Source organism: Neisseria sp. P0017.S009, assembly GCF_051957375.1.
Taxonomy (GTDB): domain Bacteria; phylum Pseudomonadota; class Gammaproteobacteria; order Burkholderiales; family Neisseriaceae; genus Neisseria; species Neisseria perflava.
The window spans coordinates 1-21,888 of sequence record NZ_JBQCWL010000005.1; the positions used below are offsets into that span (position 1 = coordinate 1).

Here is a 21,888-nt window from a genome sequence, read left to right on the forward strand (position 1 = left end):
TTGGTGGGTGATGACGGAGTCGAACCGCCGACATTCTGCTTGTAAGGCAGACGCTCTACCAACTGAGCTAATCACCCATGCGCAAAATTGCGAAGACGTTATTAAACCAAAAAATCCTGATGCGCGCAAGATTTATTTGCCGATAATTAGATGTCTCCCTGCAAGCACCAGTTTTCAAAGGAAATAATTTCTTCCTGTTTGCCTGCGACAACCAAAATGTCGCCGGTTTCCAGAACGAAATCAGGGTCAAGGTCTTGGATTTTTCCGGTATTGCGGCGGATAAACAATAGTTTCAGATGATGGGCGGTCAAGGGCAATTCACGGATGGTTTTACCGATGGCATGTGCCTCGCCTTGCAATGGGAAGGCATGGCGGCAGACGGCCTTGCTGTCTTCGTCGGAGAAGCTGTCATCATCACTGCCGACAAACAAGTCTTGCAAAGATGCATAGCGGCTGTGACGGATGTGGGTTATGGTTTGATAAACATGGTTGTAGGAAAGGCCGTGGCCCAACATGGCATAGCTTGCCAGCACCAGGCTGGTTTCTTTGGTATCGGAGACGGTTTCTTCAGCACCCATTTCGGTAAAGGTTTTAACGTAATCGTCATTGGTGGCGCGAACATAAACCGGCATGCTCGGATGCATGGACATGATGTTGCCGAGAACATGTTGGGTCTCGTGCATATTGTTCAGCGTGATGACCACCATTTTGGCGCGCCCCAAGCCGGCGGCTTCCAAGACTTCACGGCGTTTGGCATCGCCAAAGGAAACCGGTTCGCCTGCGTTGCGTGCCACTTGTACGCGGGCAATATCCAAGTCAAGTGCAAAGTAGGGGATACCTTCTTGCGCCAATACACGGGCAACCGATTGACCGCCGCGTCCGAAACCGATAATCAGGACGTGTTCGGATTTGCTCATGGTTTCCACCAGCATGGAGTGCAAGTCCAAGGCTTTCATGTCCCAGTCGGATTTGACGAAGCGGCTGACGATGGCATCGCTGCTGCCCAAAATGAATGGTGCGGCAATCATGGAGAGCAAGACGGCTGCAGTGGCCGCTTGTTCCAACTCGGGCGAAACCATATTGATTTTGCTGGAAATAGCCAGCATCACAAAGCCGAACTCGCCGCCTTGTGCTAAATAAAGCGCACTCTTGAGGCTGTCGCTCGTAGGGTTTTTCATGCGCAAAGCGATGATGAAGACGACCAGTGCTTTCAAGACCAACAGGATTGCCAACAAAATCAGGATTTGCTGCCAGTTGCCGATCAGCGCCTGAACATCCAGCTTCATACCGACGGTAATGAAGAAGAAGCCCAGCAGGATATCGCGGAATGGACGGATGTCGTCTTCCACCTGAATGCGGTATTCGGTTTCGGAAAGCAGCATACCGGCAACGAATGCGCCCAATGCCATAGACAGGCCTTCAAGCTCTGTCAGATAGGCCACGCCCAAAGTAACCAGCAAAACGTTGATCATGAAGAGTTCGGACGATTTGCGTTTGGCAACCAGTCTGAACCAGCGCGACATCACACGGCTGCCGATAACGAACAAAATGCCCAAGGTCAGTAACATTTTCAAACCGGCCAAGCCCAGCTCTACCCATAAGTTGCCTTCGCTACCGCCGGCAAGTGCCGGAATCAGAATCATCAGCGGTACAACGGCAATATCTTGCATCAGCAAAACACCCATGGCCATTTGACCATGCGGCTGACCCAGCTCGGTTTTCTCCGACAGAATGCGGCTGACGATAGCGGTGGACGACATGGTCAGTGCACCCGCAGTGGCAAACGCCCAGTTAAACGGCGTGCCCATTGCCATCAAAATGCCCATAATCGAGAGCATGGTAATGATGACTTGCAAACCGCCCAAGCCGAATACGAGGCGGCGCATGGCTTTGAGTTTGGGCAGGGAGAATTCGAGACCGATGCTGAACATCAAGAACACAATGCCGATTTCGCCCAAATAGTCGGTAGCATGGCTTTGCGGAATCAGTTTGAACATACCCGGACCGGCAATAAAACCGACCAAAAGATAACCGAGCATGGAAGGAATGTTGAACTTGCGACAGCAGATAACCGTAATGACGGAAACCAACAGGACAATGACAATGGGACCGAGGGAGAATTCGTGCATAGAGTGGGCGGCCTTTCGTTAAAAGTAGCTATTGTTATATAGGCCGTCTGAAACACGTCGAAAACCGACAGCAAACCCAAATAAAAACGCACAGAATGAACTTCATTTCTGCAATTTGATTTCCCGTATCATGCTTATTTGGACTTACTGTTTCGAGCGTTATCTAACGGATTATTAAGATTATATCAAGATAGAATGTAAAGTAGTGTTTTGATTGACAAAAAGGGCCGTCTGAAATATTCAGACGGCCTTTAAATAAACGGTTTAAGGCATCAACATGCCGCCGTTGACATGAAGTGTCTGACCGGTAATGTATTTTGCCTGATCAGAAGCCAAGAACAAGACTGCATCGGCAATATCTTGCGCTTCACCGAATTTGCCCAAAGAAGTTTGCGCTTCAAAGGTTTTGCGGGTTTCTTCCGGCAGGGCGCGGGTCATATCGGTGTCGATAAAGCCGGGGGCGACACAGTTGACGGTAATGCCACGGCTGCCGACTTCACGCGCCATAGATTTGGAGAAGCCGATTAAGCCTGCTTTTGCAGCCGCATAGTTGGTTTGGCCGGCATTGCCCATCACGCCGACAACAGATGTGATGTTGATGATGCGGCCAGTACGCTGTTTCATCATGCCGCGCAATACGGCTTTGGAGGCGCGGAACACAGATTTGAGGTTAACCTGCATGATGTCGTCCCATTCTTCCTCTTTCATGCGCATCAGGAGATTGTCGCGGGTAATGCCGGCGTTGTTGACCAGAATATCCAGTTTGCCGAATTCTTTTTCGATGTCGGCAATCAGGTTTTCGATGGTTTCAGGCTCGGCAGAATTCAATGCACGGCCTTCGCCGCCCCATTGTGCCAAGCGTTCGCCGATTGCAGCCGCACCGCTCTCACTGGTGGCTGTGCCGATAACTTTTGCACCGGCCGCAGCCAAAGTATCGGCAATCGCCGCACCAATACCGCGCGATGCGCCGGTTACCAAAGCGATTTTGCCGCTTAAATCTTGTGTACTCATGTTTTATTCCTTAATTGAGATTGGAAAAATGGTTTCAGACGGCCTTATTTACCTGGGGAGGGTGCTTGATACCGTCGTTTGTTGATTCTTCGTAATAAATATTCTCTGTAGTATGCCCATGCTTGCTTTTTTTGTCCTTGTTTCCAAAGCCGTTTGGCTGCTTGTCTAAATTTCCTTTTAGGATTTGGAAAGGGCAACCAAGTTGATAGAGGTTGTTCTAGATATCCGTTATTCCATGGGGAATTCTTAAAATATTGATCATATGCAGGGTGGAAGCCTAATTGATGCCACGGTTTGATATGACCAACAAAATGGACTAAGCGGATATTGTTGGGATTGTCGATTAATTCACTGTATTTTTGATGCCAATGTATCCAGTTAAAGTTTTCTGAAAGCCAGTGTACATGACCTATACAGGCTAAATTCAAAATATCTTGGTCTGGACAGGAGAGTTTAAAATTCTGTTTTTCTACGGCTTGCATTTTTTCAGACAAAATTTTATCTATTGCCATATCATTCCATTTGTCAATATTGAATAGAATGACCCCAGAGTTGAAATAAGGCTCAGTATCTGTAAAACCAAATTGATTGAGTTGTTTTATATATGCTCTGTATAAGATTGCATCAGGTACGGCAGCAATCAAAGAATTTGAAATGTCGATTTCAAATAAATCATCAATGTTGCCCAAGCACAGTACATCAGTATCTAAATAAAGCGCAGTATGAGTAATACCTTTTAATAAGCAAGGGATACTCATACGGTAATACATAGCGATAGTAAAATAATGGGTAGTCTGCAGGGTAGAAAAGTATTCTGTATTTAAATGGTAAACGCTTATCGCGTAGTTTTGATTTGATGTTTCAATTTGATCGAAAATATTAAAATCATAACCTTCTGAACCACTAACTAACAAATGAAAATGTATTGGACTGGTATTGTTTTGCAGCACAGAAAGTAACGCAGTGCCGATGTGTTTGATATAGTTTTGATCGGCTGCATAAACAATATGTTTCGGCTGTTTAATGAATTCTCGTTTGCGGATATGAACAGTTTCTAATACTAATTTTTCTCTATCAAACATTTAAATTCTCCACAACTTCTCTATCGATTTCAGGTAATCCGATAGGGATATTCGGTTCAATATCAAATGCGCAGCTGATCCAGTTGCTGAAGCTGTATTTGTGCTTCAAGCCTGGGGCAAGCGGTACATACGGCAAGGTCAGGAAGGCTTTGAGTTCTTCAAGGTTGCTTCCGTCCCAGTAGAACATATTGTTCGGGTGATAAAAATCGTAATGTATGATGGTCGGATTGGTCGTAATCAGTTTTTTGTCCAAACCAATAGCTTCGAAAATCCGCAGAGAGAGACCGTAGTGCTTGCGGTTGAGGAAATCTACCAATACGGAGGATTTGGCCGCTTCTTCTAAGTTTTGACGATAGGAGAGGGCGTTTTCAAATGAGAAGAACTCGACTTCGGGAATGCCCAAAGCCGCTTTTTCTTCTTCGATTTTCTTACTGGCCAAGCGGAAATCTATTTCTAAACCGATTGAACGTGCAGCTTCGCAAAATGCACGGATGTCGCTGTTGCGGTCGGCAGCGTACGAACCGATAAACAAGATTTTGTTTTGCGGGTTTTCAGACGGCCTGAAGCTGTCAAAGTAGAAGCTGGTGGTTGGAAAGAGTTTTTCGGCGTATTCGGGGTGTTTGCCTTGGTCAAACGGATCGAAAAAGTAAAATTTGTCGAAAAATTCGATGTTGTCGAAGTCTTCTTTTAAGAAGGTCAGGGCTTCCCAGTTGTAATACACCATTAATTTTGAATGCGCTCTGAGCTTGGCGATGAAGTCTTTCGGGTAGGCGCCCAGCCAAATCATGAAGCAATAATCCGCTTGTTCGGGATGTTCGCTTAACAGGGTATTGAGGCGTTCTTCTACGGCGCGGAACATGGTCCGTTTTTTGAAGTCTTTTTGTCCAAGAATATTTCGATACCAGATCTTTTTCAGCCGTTGAAATACATTTTTGTATTTGAACTCTTTTTCTTCATAGGTCAGAGACAGCACTTCAAATCCACATTTTTCTAAGTTCTCAATAATGAGTTCATGGATTTTGAAGAGTTCCGGCATGGCGAGAATGACTTTTTTCTTACTCATAATGTATTCAATGTAATATTTTGTCAGGCAAGGATATTTGCCATAGGCAATAGGGTTAATCAATGCCGAGTAGGCGGTTTAGCCATTGTGTAAACGAATAATAGGCTTTGATTTCAGGGGCAGGTTGCTGATACGGGCGTGCCAAAAATTCAGGCAATGCGTCTAAATTACCGCCGTCCCATACGAACACGCGGTCTGGGTGGTATAGGTCGGTCTCCAAGATATGTTTGTTGGTGGTAATTAGTTTTTTATCGAAACGTAACGCATCAAAGATACGGAATGATAAGCCGTAATGTTCGAATTGTGCAAAATCGACGACTGCGCCGCAACTTTGCACTTGGCTGAGGTTTTCTTCAAAGCTGAGGATGCTGCTGCGGTCAAGATAGCGGATGCCGTTGTGTCCGAAGGCTTTTTCAGCCCTGTCGTCTTTGCAGTAGATATGAAAATCCAAGGGTAGGTTGAGGCGTTCGGTTTCTTGGATAAAACGTTTGGTTTGCTCTTCGCGCCTGAGTTCGTAGCCGCCTAAAAAGTAGAGTTTGTTGGTGGGTGCATATTCCGCCACGGGAAAGTCAAAGTAAAAATTGGTGGTGGCTTTGAAATGGCATTGCGGATATTTTTGAATATCGTCGGGGTCGAAAACCCAGCATTGGTCAAAATAATCCAAATATTCAATAATATCTGGAAATCGACCTACGCCATCCCATTGATAATTCACGCAAACATTGCTGTGTTCGCGGATGGTGGCGATGATTTCTTTTGGGTAAATATTGGCGCGGATACAGAGCGCATAATCGGCTTTTTTGCCGTTTAGTGAGGCCAGTTTTTGCTGAATGTCGTCAAGGTGTCGGCTGTATTTGAGGTATTTTTTATAGTTGCCGTCTTTGGCGATGTGTTTGTGGTAGAGGTTTTTGAGTCTGCTGCCCAAGTTCGGATAATAGGAATCTCGGTCGTCATAGCACAGATTAATGACATCAAAGCCAAGAAAACGCAGATTTTTTTCGATACATTGATCCAGTCCGTACATGTAGGGAACGGCAAGAATAATGGTTTTTTTCATAATGTATTCGGATTGAAGTGGGCTAATTTTTCAGACGGCCTTGCCTGACAGGATAAGGCCGTCTGAAAACGTTTTAGTGGGCTTCGATAAATGCAGCTACTTGGTCGGCATTGGTCAATGCGCTGCACGCGGCTTCTTTGTTGATGCGTTTGGCGAGGCCTGCGAGGACTTTGCCGGGGCCGCATTCGGCGGATTCGGTGATGCCTTCGGAGACAAGTGCGTTGACGGTTTCTGTCCAGCGCACCGGGCTGTACAGTTGGCGTACCAAGGCATCTTTGATTTTGTCGGCATCATCATAAGAAGCGACATCGGCGTTATGGATGACGCGGATTTGCGGTTGTTTGATGGTGATGTCTTTCAGTGCTTCGGCAAGTTTTTCCGCTGCAGGCTGCATGAGGCTGCAATGTGAGGGTACGGAAACAGGCAGCGGCAGGGCGCGTTTGGCTCCGGCTTCTTTGGCGGCGGCCATGGCGCGTTCGACTGCGGCAGTGTTGCCGGCAATCACAACTTGGCCTGGAGAGTTGAAGTTGACGGCTTCAACGACTTCGCCTTGTGCAGCTTCGGCACAAATGGCTTTTACTTGTTCGTCTTCCAAACCCAAAATAGCGGCCATTGCGCCTACGCCTTGAGGTACGGCAGATTGCATGAGTTCGGCGCGCAGGCGAACCAGTTTGACCGCGTCTGCAAAATCTAATGCGCCGGCAGCGACGAGGGCGGTGTATTCGCCGAGGCTGTGGCCTGCAACGACGGTAGGGATTTTACCGCCGGCTTCCAAGTAGGCGCGGTAGGTGGCAATGCCGGCAGCCAGCATGATGGGCTGGGTGTTGACGGTTTGTCCGATTAATTCGGCATCTTCGCCGTTAATCATTGCCCACAGGTCTTGACCCAATACGGCGGAAGCTTCGTCAAATGTGACTTTAACGATGGCTTGCTCGGCAAAGCCGTTCATCATGCCTAGGCTTTGTGAGCCTTGTCCGGGGAAGAAGAATGCGAAAGACATGGTAATTCCTTATTGGTTTGAATGTTTGAGGGTGTCTGCCAGCAGAAGGAGGGTGGCGACAGTATTGGTTGCAGCGGTCAGCCGGAAGGTGCGGACAAAACTGAGTTTGCTGGTTTTATGCCGGAATGCGAGGCTGCTGCAATAACCGCCCGGTCAGCCGCCAAGCAGATTGAGCAGGTGCAATTTTGCTTCGGGTATGCGTCTGCCGTGGTTGCGTGCGCGCTGTTTGTCTAGGTAGTAAAGCAGGAAAACGTATGCACTCAGTGCGAGATAGGCGATTGCCAGTTTGGGCAATATTATAGCCGTTATGCTTAAAAACAGGCTGCTGATGCAGAGTGCAAACGTTAGGGATTTCATGGGTTTTAGCAGAATAGGCTGTCTGAAAGGGATGTTCAGACGGCCCAACCGTTAGTATTTTACTAAGACCGCACCCCAGGCAAAACCGCCGCCGATGCCTTCGAGCAAGAGGTTTTGTCCGCGTTTGATTTGGCCGTTTTTAATACCGACATCCAGTGCCAGTGGAATGGAGGCTGCGGAAGTGTTGCCGTGGTCTTGGACGGTTAAGATCACTTTATCCATGCTCAAGCCTAAGTGTTTGGCGGTAGAGTCGATAATGCGCTTATTGGCTTGGTGCGGTACAAGCCAATCGATTTGATCGGTGGTGTAACCGGCTTCTTCGATAACGTCATCGGCGATTTTTGACAGCATTTTGACGGCAAACTTGAATACGCCGGGGCCGTCCATGCTGATGTAGGGCGAACCGCAAATCTGGCCGTTGGCGATTTGTCCGGGGACGTTCAAAAGGTTGAGGTAGTTGCCGTCGGCTTTGAGTTTGCCGTGGATGATGCCCGGTTCGTCAGATGCGCTTAAGACAACCGCGCCCGCACCGTCACCAAAGAGGACACAGGTGGTGCGGTCGTTCCAATCGACGATGCGGCTGAAGGTTTCCGCGCCGATCACCAAAGCATTTTTTGCCATGCCGCTTTTGATATAGGCATTGGCAGTGGTCATGGCATACATAAAACCGGCGCACACGGCTTGTACGTCGAAGGCAGGGCAGCCGTTGGCAATGTCCAATTTTTGCTGCACGATGGTTGCCGTAGAAGGGAACTGCATATCGGGAGTGGCTGTGGCGACGATAATCAGATCGATATCGTCAGCCTGCAAATCGGCATCTGCCAAGGCACGGCATGCTGACTCGGCGGCCAAGTCGCTGGTTTTTTCGCTGTCGTCTGCAATATGGCGAAATTTGATACCTGTACGCGTGGTAATCCACTCGTCGGAAGTGTCCACTTTTTTGGCAAGGTCGTCATTGCTGACGCGGTTGGCAGGAAGGTAGCTGCCTGTACCGGAAATTTTGGCATATTGCATGAGAACGGCCTTTTTAGAGAGTTGATTCAGATAGTCGGGTATTGTAAGCGAAAATGGGAAAATTCCCAATATTAAGAATGAAGTCGGTGATTAAAGATAAAAACAGGCCGTCTGAACATTTTGGAGTTTCAGACGGCCTGTATATATCAGCCTTAAGCTTCCGTTGTTGGAGTAGCGGTTTCTTCCAGTTCGGCTGCTGCTTTGGCGGCTTCCAAAGCAGCCAGCTGGGTGGCTACGCCTTGTTCGATTTGTGCGAGTCCGGCGGATTTGGCTTCATGGTAGGCTTCTTCCAAAGCATAACGGAAGCCGACTTCGTCGGTTCCACCGTGGCTCTTAATCACGATACCGCGTAAACCAAGCAGGATGGCGCCGTTAAATTTGCGCGGATCCAGTTTGCCTTTCAAGCCTTTGAGTGCGGGCAGGGCGGCAATGGCGGCAAGTTTGTTGAACAGGGTGCTTTGGAATTCACGGCGGATGGCGCCGCTCATGAATTTAACCGCGCCTTCGATGGTTTTGAGCATAACGTTGCCAACAAAACCGTCTGCGACAATGACATCAGCTTCGCCATACAAAACGCTGTTGCTTTCGATATTGCCGATAAAGTTGAGTTTGCTGCTACTCAACAGTTTAAAGGTTTGTTTGACGGCATCCGTACCCTTGATGTCTTCTGTGCCGACGTTCAAAAGGGCGACACGCGGACTGCCTTTTTCAGGGTGCAATGCGTATACCAGCTCGCTGCCGATGATGGCAAATTGAACCAGTTGTTCGGGCGTACAGTCGACGTTAGCTCCCAAATCCAAAGCCAGAGTAACGTGTTCGCTGTCGGAAGGCAGGAATTTGGCGATAGCAGGGCGCTCAATGCCGGGAATGGTTTTGAGAACGAATCGGGCGGTCGCCATCAGTGCGCCGGTATTGCCTGCCGATACGGCGGCTTGTGCATTGCCTTCTTTGACTTGGTTGATGGCGATGCGCATGGATGATTCTTTTTTGTTTTTCAGCGCGGATTGCGGCGCTTCATCCATTTCGACGACTTGCGCTGCATGGCAGACGGTAATGCGGTCCATAGGCGCGCCTGCCGAGCTTAATGCTTGGCGGACTGCTGCTTCATCTCCGACCATAATCAGATGTACGTCGGATTGCTGTTTCAGGAAATCCACTGCACCGGGGACGGTCATCGCAAGGCCTGCATCTCCGCCCATGGCATCTACGGCCAGTGTAATCATGTTGTTCTCCGGTTTGTGTGTTTCAGACGGCCTCAAACAATCGGACAAGCACTCTCATCTGATTTTCAGGAAATTGAATTGAAAATCAGATGAAAAGGCTTGTTGCGACGGTCGTGCCAGATTTATTGGTTTTGCGCGGCCAATTTGTTGTGTTCGTCAATGTCCAGCGCGTCCCAAGGATAGTTGATCCACCAGTCTTCAACGGTAATGCCGCTGAAATAAGGGACACCTTCAGGAATTTTGCCGACTTTGGCTTTGATTTTTTCATGCAATACTGCCACGCCGACGGTGCCGAAATCTTCTTTCAGCAATTCGTTCAGGCAAAATTCCATGGTAACGCGGCTATCGTCCACTTCGTCGACGACCAGTACGTTTTTGCCTTTCAGGACATCTGGAACGGGATCAAGCCATTGGACTTTTTTCACTTCCTCGGTAACTTGACCTTCGTTATCGTTGTCGTAGTAGGCTGTGGTTACGGCGTAAATCGGAATTTCTAAGAAGCAGCGCAACATGCGGGCAGGGATAAAACCGCCGCCGCCAATGGCAATCATGGCATCGTATTTGGTGCCGGAGTTTTGGATTTTTTCCGCCAATCCTTTGATTACGCGGTGGATGTCGTCGTAGGTGTACCAGATTTTACGTTTCATGGTGTGCTTCCGAAGAGGAAAATACAGGGTGCAATGCAAAAAAGCCAGTCATTGCATGGCAATATTCTGGCTTTTTCAGTCAGACGAACGGATTATTCGCCTTTAGCTTTTACCACTTTACGGCCACGGTACATACCGTTTGGAGAAATGTGGTGTGGACGATGTACTTCGCCGGTTGCGCTGTCAACAGACAGAGAAGGCGCAGTCAGAGCGTCGTGTGAACGGTGCATACCGCGTTTAGAAGGGGATTTTTTGTTTTGTTGAACGGCCATTTCAAGCTCCTAGATAAATAAACTGTGTCCTAATTAACTGCTTTTCAAACCTGCTAAAACAGCGAAGGGGTTTGGTTTGTCCCGATTGACTTCATCCAGTGTTCCATTGTTGCCGCAGTCTTCGTGTCGAGGGGAGAAAGGGAGCGACATCAGGATTTGGTCTTCAACCAGAGTCCGCACGTCAAGCTCTTTTTCGAGCAGCATGCCTTCCAATTCTTCATCGGCAAGCATGGCTTCGTCCAAACTCTCTTCATCGGCAAACAGGACGATACGGCTGGTTTCATCGAGCAGAAACGGCATGGGCGTAATGCAACGCTGGCAAATCAGGGGCATGTCGGCTTTGACGTTTAAATCGAGAAACAGACGTTGCAACCGGTCGCGACCGCCTTGCAGCGTAAACGACACGCGTGTCTGTTTGTCGGCCGGATAATCGTGCGAACTGACTCGTTCATCCAATTCTTCGAGCAGGAAGCTGCCTTGCAGATTCTGCCCTTCGGCGGCGAAAACTTCTGGGTCAATCAAATTAGGGTATGACATAAACGGAGTATGATATAATTTCGGCAGTCTAACGTCAATGTTTTTAAGTAAAAATATGGAAGTAAAACTGCCTTTGGTTTTAGGGTCGAGTTCGGTTTTCCGCTGCGGACAGCTTCGCCGTTTGGGTATCGATTTTCAGACGGCATCGCCTGATTTTGACGAAACGCCTATTGCGGGCGAGCATGCAGGCGAGACGGCGCTGCGTTTGGCGGAAGGCAAAGCCCGTTCATTGGCGGCAACTTTCCCTGTTGCGCTGATTATCGGTGCAGACCAAGTCGCATGGTGCGAAGGACGTCAATTGGGCAAGCCGATGAACGTCGCAAATGCACAACAGATGCTGGCGGACTTAAGCGGAAAACGGATTGAATTTTACAGCGCAATCGTGCTTTTGAATACTGCTACGGGCAAGGTTCAGCATCATGTCGATCATACGGTGGTTGCCATGCGACAGTTGACGCAGGCGCAAATCAGCCGATATTTGGAACGCGAGCCGGATGCGGTTTATTGTGCCGGTGCGGCAAAGAGCGAGGGTTTGGGTGCTGCTTTGTTGGAGCAGATTGAAAGTACGGACCCGAATGCTTTGATCGGCCTTCCGATTTTCCGTCTGATTGATTTTTTGAAAAACGAAGGTGTGGAAGTTTTATAGTTTGAGGCCGTCTGAATGTGTTCAGACGGCCTGAGATTTTTTGGAGTTGCAAGAATGAAACCGATTTTGTATTTGATTCCCACCCCTTTGGGTGCGCCTGATACGCCATGCCTGTTGCCGCATGAGCAACAGGCGATTGTCGGGCTGACGGATTTTGTCGTGGAAGCGGAAAAAACAGCGCGTGCGCATTTGAAACATTTGGGCGTGACTACGCCTATCCGCGAGCTGAATTTGCAAACGCTGAATGAACACACGGATTTGAAGACTTTACCGGAATTGCTGAAACCTTTGCAAGAAGGGCGCAGTATGGGCATTGTCAGCGAGGCAGGTTGCCCGGCTGTTGCCGATCCGGGCGCGAATTTGGTGGCATTGGCGCATAAACACGGTTTTGAAGTACGGCCTTTGGTCGGCCCGTCCAGCTTGTTGCTGGCGCTGATGGCTTCAGGTGCGAATGGGCAGAACTTTGCATTTAAGGGTTATCTGCCGTCTGAAAAAAATGAGCGGATTCAGCGTTTGAAGGCTTTGGAGCAACGTTCGCGCCAGCAGAATGAAACGCAGTTGTTTATCGAAACGCCGTATCGCAACGATGCGTTGTTGGCTGATGCGGTGGAAAACCTGCATCCTGAAACGCGCTTGTGCGTGGCCACGGATTTAACTTTGCCGACACAGGAAATCATCAGTCAGACGATTGCGCAGTGGCGGAAAAGAAAAGAAATGCCGAATTTGAAAAAACGCCCGACGATTTTTGTGCTTCATGCCGCTTAAAACTGGATTGGGTTCAATTTCAAACTGTATTTGTTTGGGGAAATAAAAAAGGCCGTCTGAACAACAGACGGCCTTTGTGTTGACTAAGCTTTTATCAAGAAACGACTTCGCCTTGGGCGCGTTGTTTTTCGATGCTGCGGTTGATGTGCCATTGTTGGGCGATGGTCAAGAGGTTGTTGACTACCCAGTACAGAACCAAACCGGCAGGGAAGAAGAAGAACATGATGGAGAAAATCAAAGGCATGACTTTCATCATTTTCGCCTGCATAGGGTCGGTTGACGGCGGATTCAGATAAGTTTGTGCAAACATGGTTGCCGCCATAATCAAAGGCAGGATGTAGAAAGGATCCGGACGGCTCAAGTCGGTAATCCAACCCAACCAAGGCGCTTGGCGCAATTCTACAGAGGCGAACAATGCCCAGTACAGGCCGATGAAGACGGGGATTTGCAACAGCATAGGCAGACAGCCGCCCAGCGGATTGATTTTCTCGTCTTTGTAAAGCTGCATCATGGCTTGTTGCTGCGCCATGCGGTCATCGCCGTATTTCTCTTTGATGGCTTGCAATTTAGGCGCGGCGGCACGCATTTTTGCCATAGAGCGGTAAGAGGCGTTGGTCAATGGGTACAGCACGGCTTTGACGATGATGGTCAAAGCGATGATTGCCCAGCCCCAGTTGCCGATGATGTTGTGCAGTTGGTTCAAGAGCCAGAAGAGCGGGGAGGCGAACCAGTGTACTTTGCCATAGTCTTTGGCCAGTTGCAGTTTGTCGGCGATATTGGCGATAACGGAAGTGGTTTGCGGACCGGCATACAGATTGATGGCGGTTTCGGCTTTCGCGCCGGCTTGAATGGCGGCTAAAGGCACGCTGACGCTTGCGCTGTACAGGTTGTCGTTGCGACGGTTGATGTCGATACGGCAGTCGCCTGCGGTGCATACGCTTTGGCCGTCTTTAGGTTGCAAAATCCAAGTGGACATGAAGTGGTGTTCAATCATGCCGAGCCAGCCGGTCGGGGTTTTGCGGATGTATTCGGCTTCGGATTTGCCGGATTTGGCATCGTCGTCCAAATCAGAGAAGCTGACTTTTTGGAAGCCGCCTTCAGGGGTGTAAACCACCGGGCCGACGTAAGAGCGGGTGAAGTAGCCTTGGCCTTCAGGTTCGCTGTGGTCGCGGACGATGCGGTAGTCTGCGCTCAGGTTGACGGGTTGGCCGTTGCTGTTGGTAATGTCGAAACGGACGTTAACCAAGTAGCTGCCTTTGGTAAAAGTATAAACTTTGTCGATTTTCAGGCCGTTGGTTTCAGGTGCGCTCAGGCGGACTTCAACTTTGTCGCCTTCTAAACTGTATTGTTTTTGCGGAGCGGTAAAGCTGATGCCTTTCAGAACGTTGTTGCCTTGTGCGTCCAAAAGCTCGGATTGGGCAACGTAGGTGTATTCTTTGCCGTCGTTAAACAGGACGAAAGGTTTGTGTTCGTCACCGGTTGCTTTGTATTGCAAGAGGGTCAGCTGGCGCAGGTCGCCGCTTTTTTCGTCGATGACGGCTTTGACTGTGTCCGTGGTAACGGTAATGGGAGAAGCCGGGGCAAGCGCGGCTTCGGCAGCGGCTTTTGCCGGAGCGGCGGCCGTTTGCTGTTGCGCGGCTTGTTGCGCCGGATTAGGTTTGGGGCTAGGGAAAAAATGTTCCCAGCCGGCAAAAATTGCCACTGAAATGGCAAAAAACGCCATTAGTCTTTTAAAATCCATAAGAGATTCCTGGAATTGACGGATAGGTAATCGAGATGAAAACTGCTTCAGACGGCATTATATAGAAACCGACGGGAAATTAAAGGAAATCGTGTTCTTTAAATGGTTGACAGCAGCATTATGGAACAGGGTCATGTCCGTGTCCGCCGAAAGGATGGCATCGTGCGATGCGTTTGATTGCCAGCCATCCGCCTTTGAATGCGCCGTATTTTTTGACGGCTTCGACCGCGTATTGTGAACAAGTCGGGGTGTAGCGGCAGCGCGGCGGAATGAGGGGGCTGATGCAGTATTGGTAAAAGCGGATGAGTGCGAGGATGAGCTTGGAAAGCAGGGTGTTCATCGGCGTTTTTTCATCAGCTGGGCAAGTTGGTTTCGGGCTTCCGGAGCAGTTTCCCGATTAAACGCCTGACGTACGCGCACAACAAAATCATGCGGCGGCAGCTGGTGTTGATTCAGCCTGAACCAGTCGCGGATGACGCGCTTCATATAATTGCGGTCATGGGCGCGTTTGGCGGTCTTTTTGCTGACAACCAAACCAAGGCGCGGATGGCCGAGCGCGTTGTCTGCGGACTGGGAGACTTGCAGCAAATCGCGGCTGCGTCGGTTTTTCAACGCAAAAACGGATGAAAAATCATCCGTTTTTAATAAGCGATACTGCTTCGAGAAGCCGTAATTCAAAATTATACAGCCAGGCGTTTGCGGCCTTTGGCGCGACGGGCAGCCAATACTGCGCGACCACCGCGGGTTTTGGAGCGAACCAAGAAGCCGTGGGTGCGTTTGCGTTTGGTAACGGAAGGTTGATAAGTGCGTTTCATGATGTTTCCTAAAAATTGGTAGATAATTAAACTGTGAATTACACTCCAATTTGTTGCTTTTGTCAATCAATATAAAAACTTTTCGTTGGCTAAAGTGTGACAACGAGTTTTATGCATTGATAGAATTTGTGGATAAAATTTTGCGGCGGTTGTGGATAAAAAAGAGCGGAATGGGTATAATCGTCCAACCTTGCTTTTCTCTGTGCGCAAGGCCGTCTGAAAGCAGCGGGAGTATCGTAAAAATTTGATTTTTATCGGATTGCCTGTCTGCTCTGCCTTCTTGTATTTCCCAAATCTTCCATTTTCCGAGCTTAATCTCATGACGTTAGCTGAATTTTGGCCGCTGTGCCTTTGCCGCCTTCACGAAATGTTGCCTGCCGGGCAGTTTGCGCAATGGATTGCGCCTTTGACCGTGGGCGAAGAAAACGGCGTATGGGTGGTGTATGGTAAAAACCAATTTGCCTGCAATATGCTCAAAAGCCAGTTTGCCGCCAAAATTGACGCCGTGCGTGCCGAATTGGTGCCTCAGCAGGCTGCTTTCGCGTTTAAGCCGGGCGTAGGTGCGCATTATGAAATGGCGGCTCAGACTGTTGCGCCGGTGCAAGTGCAAGAAGTCATTGAAGTTGAAGAATTTGTAGAGCCTGTTCAAATGCCTTTGCAAACTGCTGCGCCAATGGAAGAAGATAGGCCGTCTGAAACGGTTTCCAAGCCTGCCACTGCCATGACGGCTGCCGAGATTTTGGCACAACGCATGAAAAACCTGCCGCATGAGCCTCAAGTGCAAACTGCCGCTCCGGCTGAGTCTAAAGCAGTTGCCAAAGCCAAAACCGACGCACAACACGATGCGGAAGAAGCGCGCTACGAACAGACCAATCTGTCGCGCGACTATACATTTGAAACTTTGGTGGAAGGTAAGGGCAACCGCCTTGCCGCCGCAGCCGCCCAAGCGATTGCTGAAAATCCGGGGCAGGGCTACAACCCGTTTTTCTTATACGGCAGTACTGGTTTGGGTAAAACCCACTTGGTGCAGGCCATCGGCAACGAATTGTTGAAAAACCGTCCTGATGCCAAAGTGCGCTATATGCACTCGGACGACTATATCCGCAGCTTTATGAAGGCTGTGCGCAACAATACTTACGATGTATTCAAGCAACAATACAAACAATATGACCTGCTGATTATCGACGATATTCAGTTCATCAAAGGCAAAGACCGCACGATGGAAGAATTCTTCTATCTGTACAACCATTTCCACAACGAGAAAAAACAGCTGATTCTGACGTGCGACGTATTGCCTGCCAAAATCGAGGGCATGGACGACCGTCTCAAATCCCGTTTCTCATGGGGTTTGACGTTGGAACTTGAACCGCCCGAATTGGAAATGCGCGTGGCGATTTTGCAGAAAAAGGCAGAAGCAGCCGGTATCAGTATCGAAGACGAAGCCGCTCTGTTTATCGCCAATCTGATCCGCTCCAATGTGCGTGAGCTGGAAGGTGCGTTCAACCGTGTCAGCGCCAGCAGCCGTTTTATGAATCGTCCTGTCATCGACATGGATTTGGCGCGTACGGCTTTACAGGATATTATTGCCGAAAAACACAAAGTCATTACCGCAGACATCATCATCGATGCGATAGCCAAATACTACCGTATTAAAATCAGCGATATATTAGGCAAAAAACGTACGCGCAACATTGCCCGTCCGCGCCAAGTTGCCATGAGCCTGACCAAAGAGCTGACCACGCTCAGCCTGCCTTCTATCGGCGATGCCTTTGGCGGCCGCGACCACACGACCGTGATGCACGGTGTCAAAGCGGTGGCGAAACTGCGTGAAGAAGATCCCGAATTGGCACAAGACTACGAAAAACTGCTGATTTTGATTCAGAACTGACCCAATGCAATATTCAGACGGCCTGATGTCAATGTGAGGCCGTCTGAATACAAAAAATATTTTAAAATACCCAAATCAACCGATTTCAAATTCAAAGGAATGGAACATGCTGATTTTACAAGCCGATCGCGACAGTCTGCTCAAGCCGTTGCAAGCCGTTACCGGTATTGTCGAACGTCGCCATACTCTGCCGATTTTGTCCAATGTGTTGCTGGAAAGCAAAGACGGACAAACCAAACTTTTGGCAACCGACTTGGAAATCCAAATCAATACCGCCGGCCCTGAAAGTCAGGCAGGCGATTTCCGCATTACGACCAACGCTAAAAAATTCCAAGACATTTTGCGCGCCCTGCCTGACAGTGCGTTGGTGTCACTGGATTGGGCGGACAACCGTTTGACTTTGCGCGCGGGCAAATCCCGTTTTGCCCTGCAAACCCTGCCGGCTGAAGACTTTCCGTTGATGAACGTCGGCAGCGACGTCAGCGCGACTTTCTCGCTGACTCAAGAAACCTTCAAAACCATGCTTTCGCAAGTGCAATACAGCATGGCAGTTCAAGATATCCGCTATTACCTCAACGGCTTGCTGATGCAGGTTGAAGGAAACCAGCTGCGCCTTGTTGCAACCGACGGCCACCGCCTTGCTTATGCGGCCAGCCAAATTGAAGCAGAACTGCCGAAAACGGAAGTGATCCTGCCGCGTAAAACGGTATTGGAACTCTTCAAGCTGTTGAACAATCCATCCGAGTCCATCACCGTTGAGCTTTTGGACAATCAAGTACGCTTCCAATGCAATGGCACGACCATTGTCAGCAAAGTCATCGACGGCAAATTCCCTGACTTTAACCGCGTGATTCCTTTGGATAATGACAAGATTTTCCTCGTATCGCGTACCCAGCTTTTGGGTGCGCTTGAACGTGCCGCCATTCTTGCCAATGAAAAATTCCGCGGTGCGCGGCTGTTCCTGCAGCCTGGTTTGCTGAGTGTCGTATGTAGCAACAACGAGCAGGAAGAAGCGCGCGAAGAGTTGGAAATCGCTTATCAAGGCGGAGAACTCGAAGTCGGTTTCAACATCGGCTACCTGATGGATGTGTTGCGTAACATCCACTCCGATGATATGCAGCTTGCCTTTGGCGATGCCAACCGTTCAACATTATTTACCGTGCCGAACAATCCGAATTTCAAATACATCGTAATGCCGATGCGTATTTAATTGGTGTGTGAACAAACAAAAAGAGCGTGTATGGTACACGCTCTTTTTTATAGGATTGAATCAAAAGGCCGTCTGAAAATTGTTTTTCAGACGGCCTTTTGATTAAACCGGGATGATTCGGTTAAATAGGAAAACTGGGATTAACGTGGACGTGGTTCGCAGTTTTTCACCAGGAATGAGCCGTTAGGGGCGTTCACGCCAACTACTTCAGAAGTAGTGTGGGTGTTTTTGTCGATGAAACCGGCAGACATTACATAGCCTTTACGGTTGGTGAAAGTAGTGCCAGTGCTGTCAGAACGTTTTTTGTCGACAACCAAAGAGGCTTTTTTACCACCGGCGTTTACGTCGGCAGTAACTGCGCGACCGCTGCGGTCGAAACCGTACATCACGTTCAGTGATTTGCCGCCGTCACAACGGTAAGAAACGAAGCCGGCAGGCGCAGCGGCAGCAGAGAAGGAAACAGTAGCCAATGCGGCTGCAGTGATAACAGAAAGTAATTTCATGATCTAAGCTCCATATGAGGGTTGTGTGTTATCTTGCAAAGTGAGAAAGGGTTTCCGTTTGCAGATGAAGCGTATTTTAGGCGTTTTGTCGGTAGTGGCAATTAGGTAAATTGCAAAACAGTGTTTACTTATGCTTACCCGATTGTTTATTAATAGAAAGTTGTTCGTAATTTGGTGTTGCAAAGTGGTGATGCGGGTTGTTGCGGAATATATACATTAATGATTCTTTAAGAAATATAGCGAAAGAATACAAAAAAGGCCGTCTGAATATTCAGACGGCCTTTGATATGAAGCTGTTTACAAGAAGAAAATTGAAGCGATAGTCACAGCGATGATGCCATAGATGCTCATCGGGATCACAGTTTTCTTGATGATGGCGCCTTCGGCGTTGTTTACGTTCAACACGCTGCACACGGCGATGATGTTGTTGATGCAGACCATGTTGCCCATTGCGCCGCCAACGGATTGCAGGGCGAGGATGAGGGTAACGGACAGGCCGGTATCAAGCGCGATTTGTTGTTGAATCGGACCAAAGGTCAGGTTGGATACAGTGTTGGAGCCTGAGAAGAATGCACCGATTGCACCCAAGTATGGGGAGAAGTACACCCAGTGTTCGCCGGCCATATTGGCAAATTCTTTACCGATGATTTTCACCATGGAGTCGTCGCCGCCAACCATCATCAGTTGAACCATAATCAGCGCACCCATCAGGGCAAGCAGAGGTTTTTTGGTTTGGTTGAAGGTTGCAGCGTAGAAAGACCATGCGTCTTTGAATTTGGTTTTGTACAGCAGGATGCAAATCCAAACGGTGAAGACAAACGGAATCCAAGCCGGAACGTAGAGGGTTTGGTAGGAAGCGTTGACGCCTTGGCCGAAGATGTTGCCGAAGGTGATGGTCAGGGAGTCGCTGACGGTGATTTTGGACAAATCAAACGGCAGTTGGAAGCTGAACCATTCTTCTTTGCTGGTCAGCAGGCCTTTGATGCCCAGCTGTTTGATGCGGGTGACCACCAGCATGCCGATCAGCATACCCAAAGGAGCCAGTGCTTTGGCAACTTGTGCGAAAGGTACTTTTTCTGCATTCGGGTCTTTGGCGTAATCTTTGCTCAAGCCCCAGCCGCGGTTTGCTGCGAATACGGAAACCATCAGGCCGATTGCGCCGGCAACCAGAGATGGGAATTCTTCATTGACCATTGCCAATGCAACGTAAGGAAGGGTACAGGAGAATACGGCGATACCGATAAAGCCCAAGTTTTTGCGGATTTCAGCCCAAGGTACGATGAAGCTCAAGCCGATCACAGGGATGATAAAACCAGCAAAGAAGTGCATTACGCCGGTTTGCATACCGATTTCCATAATGCTCTTTTGATCCAAGCCCAAAGGCGCGAAGCCGAACCAAGTCGGGGTACCTACTGCACCGAAGGACACGGGTACGGAGTTCATGACCAAAGTGAAGATGGCTACTTTTAACGGGTTGAAGCCCAAGCTCATCAGGATTGGCGCGGCAATGGCGGCAGGCGTACCGAAACCGGATGCGCCTTCAATCATAAAGGCGAAAGACCAGCCGATGATCATCAACTGGGCAATCGGATTCGGGCTGATGGTAGCCAGCCATTTGCGGATGACGTCGATACAGCCGGTGGTTTCCATCATGCGGTTGAACATAATGGCACCGAAAATCACGGTAATCGGGGTCAGGGTAGAGACGAGGCCGGACGCTGCCGTTGCGTTGAGCAACATGGCATTGTCGCCGAAATAAAACAGTTTGATGGCATAAATCAGCGCGGCGGTAATCGGTAGCGCGACATAGGACGGCATACTGTTTTTCTTAACCATCAGCCAAATCAGCAGCACGATGGGAAAAATACTGAGAAAGAGAGCCATAGGAATATCCTCGGGGCAACGGGCACCATAACCGTCAATCAATGGCGGTTTGATGCGATGTGTTGAGTAATAGATGTTTTTCGAATAAAGATTGCCACTTTTTTAGATGCAACCAGTTATCAGGTAAATTGGTTTTACCAATTTATGAAAACTGTTGCACACTTTACGTAATCTTATGTAATCGGTCAAGAGGTTTGTAACAAAAAAGGCCGTCTGAAATTGGGTTTTCAGACGGCCTGAGAGCTTTGCCAGTAGTGCATTTGGTCGAATATCGAATGGTATTTACATTCAATATTTTGTAAAGGTTTTGTTTTTAATTGATTTCAAACGAATTATTCTATTCCTGCCCATTTATGCGTTTGTACGCTCAATTGCCAATGGACGGGGGCGTCGGGTCGGCTGTTTAATACGCCGATTTGGCGGATGGTGTCGTAGATATTCATCACACCGTCTTGCTCGCAAGGCGAGAGGTAGTAATGTTGGGCGCGGATTTTGCGTTCCATCTCTTGGCAAAACGCAATGACATCGCCGTCGGCAACAATGCGCACTTCGTCGGCTTTTTCGATGCAGCCGGATTCATATTTGGCGGCGTAGCAGGCTTTAGGGCTGGTGGCAACGTAGTCGATTTGCGGCGGTGCGGGGTTGAGGCCGTTGGTTTCGATACACAGGAAATAGCCTTCGGCTTTGAGTGCATTGAGCAGGGTATCCAAATGCGGTTGGATGGTAGGTTCGCCGCCGGTAATGATGATGTTGCGCGCCGTGTAGGTTTTCAGACGGCCTAAAATATCGGACAGGCTCATCATGCCGAATTTAAGGTAGTCGGTATCGCACCAGCTGCACGCGAGATTGCATTTGCCCAAACGGATGAAAACGGCGGGCATGCCTGTATTCCAGCCTTCGCCTTGCAGGCTTTCAAAGATTTCGACAATGCGGTATTGGGGATTGTTCGGCGTGATGTGAATGGTCATGAATGTCGGGTGTGTGGGATTGAATCGTTGTGGTGAAGCGTTTTGAGAAATCGGTTGAGGCAGCCATTCTTTCTGT

The 21,888-nt window shown here is 48.9% G+C and carries 23 protein-coding genes and 1 tRNA gene; 4 read left to right on the plus strand and 20 right to left on the minus strand.

All coding sequences use genetic code 11. The annotated features are described in order from the left end of the window. Position 1: 1 nt before the first annotated feature. The 13 genes from ACTHTG_RS06945 to ACTHTG_RS07005 form a co-directional block, all read right to left on the minus strand. Positions 2 to 77 (minus strand) — tRNA-Val (locus ACTHTG_RS06945). Between the two features lie 69 nt (positions 78 to 146). After that, positions 147 to 2,129: a monovalent cation:proton antiporter family protein gene (locus ACTHTG_RS06950; protein ID WP_070503762.1), complete on the minus strand. Its 1,983-nt coding sequence runs from the start codon at positions 2,127 to 2,129 to the stop codon at positions 147 to 149. A gap of 264 nt (positions 2,130 to 2,393) precedes the next feature. Then, complete coding sequence (gene fabG / locus ACTHTG_RS06955) at positions 2,394 to 3,140, minus strand: 3-oxoacyl-ACP reductase FabG (protein ID WP_004520427.1); 747 nt, start codon at positions 3,138 to 3,140, stop codon at positions 2,394 to 2,396. Positions 3,141 to 3,184: 44 nt separating this feature from the next. After that, positions 3,185 to 4,222, minus strand: a complete 1,038-nt coding sequence (locus tag ACTHTG_RS06960; protein ID WP_004520426.1) for a glycosyltransferase family 8 protein — start codon at positions 4,220 to 4,222, stop codon at positions 3,185 to 3,187. Beyond that, the gene (locus ACTHTG_RS06965) at positions 4,215 to 5,285 is read right to left on the minus strand and encodes a hypothetical protein (RefSeq protein ID WP_004520425.1); all 1,071 of its coding nucleotides are present in this window, start codon (positions 5,283 to 5,285) and stop codon (positions 4,215 to 4,217) included. Before ACTHTG_RS06965 ends, ACTHTG_RS06960 begins: the two co-directional genes overlap by 8 nt. 55 nt (positions 5,286 to 5,340) lie before the next feature. Further along, positions 5,341 to 6,342: a hypothetical protein gene (locus ACTHTG_RS06970; protein WP_004520424.1), complete on the minus strand. Its 1,002-nt coding sequence runs from the start codon at positions 6,340 to 6,342 to the stop codon at positions 5,341 to 5,343. A gap of 73 nt (positions 6,343 to 6,415) precedes the next feature. Then, on the minus strand, positions 6,416 to 7,342 hold the full coding sequence (fabD, locus tag ACTHTG_RS06975; RefSeq protein WP_004520422.1) for an ACP S-malonyltransferase: 927 nt from the start codon (positions 7,340 to 7,342) through the stop codon (positions 6,416 to 6,418). Positions 7,343 to 7,495: 153 nt separating this feature from the next. Further along, a complete protein-coding gene (locus ACTHTG_RS06980; protein ID WP_224783389.1) occupies positions 7,496 to 7,699 on the minus strand; it encodes a DUF1294 domain-containing protein in 204 nt (67 codons plus the stop codon). Positions 7,700 to 7,750: 51 nt separating this feature from the next. After that, positions 7,751 to 8,713 carry a beta-ketoacyl-ACP synthase III gene (locus ACTHTG_RS06985; protein ID WP_440360595.1) on the minus strand — a complete coding sequence of 321 codons (963 nt, stop codon included), beginning with the start codon at positions 8,711 to 8,713 and terminating at the stop codon, positions 7,751 to 7,753. A gap of 152 nt (positions 8,714 to 8,865) precedes the next feature. After that, complete coding sequence (gene plsX / locus ACTHTG_RS06990; RefSeq protein WP_070503753.1) at positions 8,866 to 9,936, minus strand: phosphate acyltransferase PlsX; 1,071 nt, start codon at positions 9,934 to 9,936, stop codon at positions 8,866 to 8,868. Between the two features lie 122 nt (positions 9,937 to 10,058). After that, positions 10,059 to 10,583: a phosphoribosyltransferase gene (locus ACTHTG_RS06995; RefSeq protein ID WP_004520417.1), complete on the minus strand. Its 525-nt coding sequence runs from the start codon at positions 10,581 to 10,583 to the stop codon at positions 10,059 to 10,061. Positions 10,584 to 10,675: 92 nt separating this feature from the next. Then, positions 10,676 to 10,855 (minus strand): 50S ribosomal protein L32, encoded by a 180-nt coding sequence (gene rpmF, locus ACTHTG_RS07000; protein WP_002240035.1) that lies wholly within the window; start codon positions 10,853 to 10,855, stop codon positions 10,676 to 10,678. Between the two features lie 33 nt (positions 10,856 to 10,888). Next, a complete protein-coding gene (locus tag ACTHTG_RS07005; RefSeq protein ID WP_004520416.1) occupies positions 10,889 to 11,392 on the minus strand; it encodes a YceD family protein in 504 nt (167 codons plus the stop codon). Between the two features lie 55 nt (positions 11,393 to 11,447). On the opposite strand from ACTHTG_RS07005, the gene ACTHTG_RS07010 reads away from it, so the two are divergent. Both ACTHTG_RS07010 and ACTHTG_RS07015 read left to right on the plus strand, forming a co-directional pair. Further along, positions 11,448 to 12,038: a Maf family protein gene (locus ACTHTG_RS07010; protein ID WP_039862377.1), complete on the plus strand. Its 591-nt coding sequence runs from the start codon at positions 11,448 to 11,450 to the stop codon at positions 12,036 to 12,038. A gap of 54 nt (positions 12,039 to 12,092) precedes the next feature. After that, positions 12,093 to 12,803 (plus strand): SAM-dependent methyltransferase, encoded by a 711-nt coding sequence (locus tag ACTHTG_RS07015; protein ID WP_004520414.1) that lies wholly within the window; start codon positions 12,093 to 12,095, stop codon positions 12,801 to 12,803. 94 nt (positions 12,804 to 12,897) lie between these two features. On the opposite strand, the gene yidC is transcribed toward ACTHTG_RS07015, so the two are convergent. The 4 genes from yidC to rpmH form a co-directional block, all read right to left on the minus strand. Further along, the gene (gene yidC, locus ACTHTG_RS07020; RefSeq protein ID WP_440360596.1) at positions 12,898 to 14,544 is read right to left on the minus strand and encodes a membrane protein insertase YidC; all 1,647 of its coding nucleotides are present in this window, start codon (positions 14,542 to 14,544) and stop codon (positions 12,898 to 12,900) included. 118 nt (positions 14,545 to 14,662) lie between these two features. Then, positions 14,663 to 14,884, minus strand: a complete 222-nt coding sequence (gene yidD, locus ACTHTG_RS07025) for a membrane protein insertion efficiency factor YidD (RefSeq protein WP_063069052.1) — start codon at positions 14,882 to 14,884, stop codon at positions 14,663 to 14,665. Further along, positions 14,881 to 15,222, minus strand: a complete 342-nt coding sequence (gene rnpA, locus ACTHTG_RS07030) for a ribonuclease P protein component (RefSeq protein WP_003748912.1) — start codon at positions 15,220 to 15,222, stop codon at positions 14,881 to 14,883. The genes yidD and rnpA overlap by 4 nt, the downstream gene beginning before the upstream one ends. A gap of 2 nt (positions 15,223 to 15,224) precedes the next feature. Continuing rightward, positions 15,225 to 15,359: a 50S ribosomal protein L34 gene (rpmH, locus tag ACTHTG_RS07035; protein WP_002214728.1), complete on the minus strand. Its 135-nt coding sequence runs from the start codon at positions 15,357 to 15,359 to the stop codon at positions 15,225 to 15,227. A gap of 319 nt (positions 15,360 to 15,678) precedes the next feature. Between rpmH and dnaA the strand changes: the two genes are divergently transcribed. Further along, entirely contained in the window at positions 15,679 to 17,247 is a 1,569-nt protein-coding gene (dnaA, locus tag ACTHTG_RS07040) for a chromosomal replication initiator protein DnaA (protein ID WP_308538662.1), read from the plus strand. A gap of 106 nt (positions 17,248 to 17,353) precedes the next feature. Next, entirely contained in the window at positions 17,354 to 18,457 is a 1,104-nt protein-coding gene (dnaN, locus tag ACTHTG_RS07045) for a DNA polymerase III subunit beta (protein WP_004520410.1), read from the plus strand. A gap of 140 nt (positions 18,458 to 18,597) precedes the next feature. Here the strand turns inward: dnaN and ACTHTG_RS07050 are convergent, their stop codons facing one another. From ACTHTG_RS07050 to ACTHTG_RS07060, 3 genes are all read right to left on the minus strand, one after another. Beyond that, positions 18,598 to 18,960, minus strand: a complete 363-nt coding sequence (locus ACTHTG_RS07050; protein ID WP_004520408.1) for an ACP-like domain-containing protein — start codon at positions 18,958 to 18,960, stop codon at positions 18,598 to 18,600. A gap of 297 nt (positions 18,961 to 19,257) precedes the next feature. Continuing rightward, entirely contained in the window at positions 19,258 to 20,844 is a 1,587-nt protein-coding gene (locus ACTHTG_RS07055) for an L-lactate permease (RefSeq protein ID WP_070587511.1), read from the minus strand. A 332-nt stretch (positions 20,845 to 21,176) separates the two neighbouring features. Then, positions 21,177 to 21,812: a 7-carboxy-7-deazaguanine synthase QueE gene (locus ACTHTG_RS07060; RefSeq protein WP_004520405.1), complete on the minus strand. Its 636-nt coding sequence runs from the start codon at positions 21,810 to 21,812 to the stop codon at positions 21,177 to 21,179. Between the last annotated feature and the right edge of the window lie 76 nt (positions 21,813 to 21,888).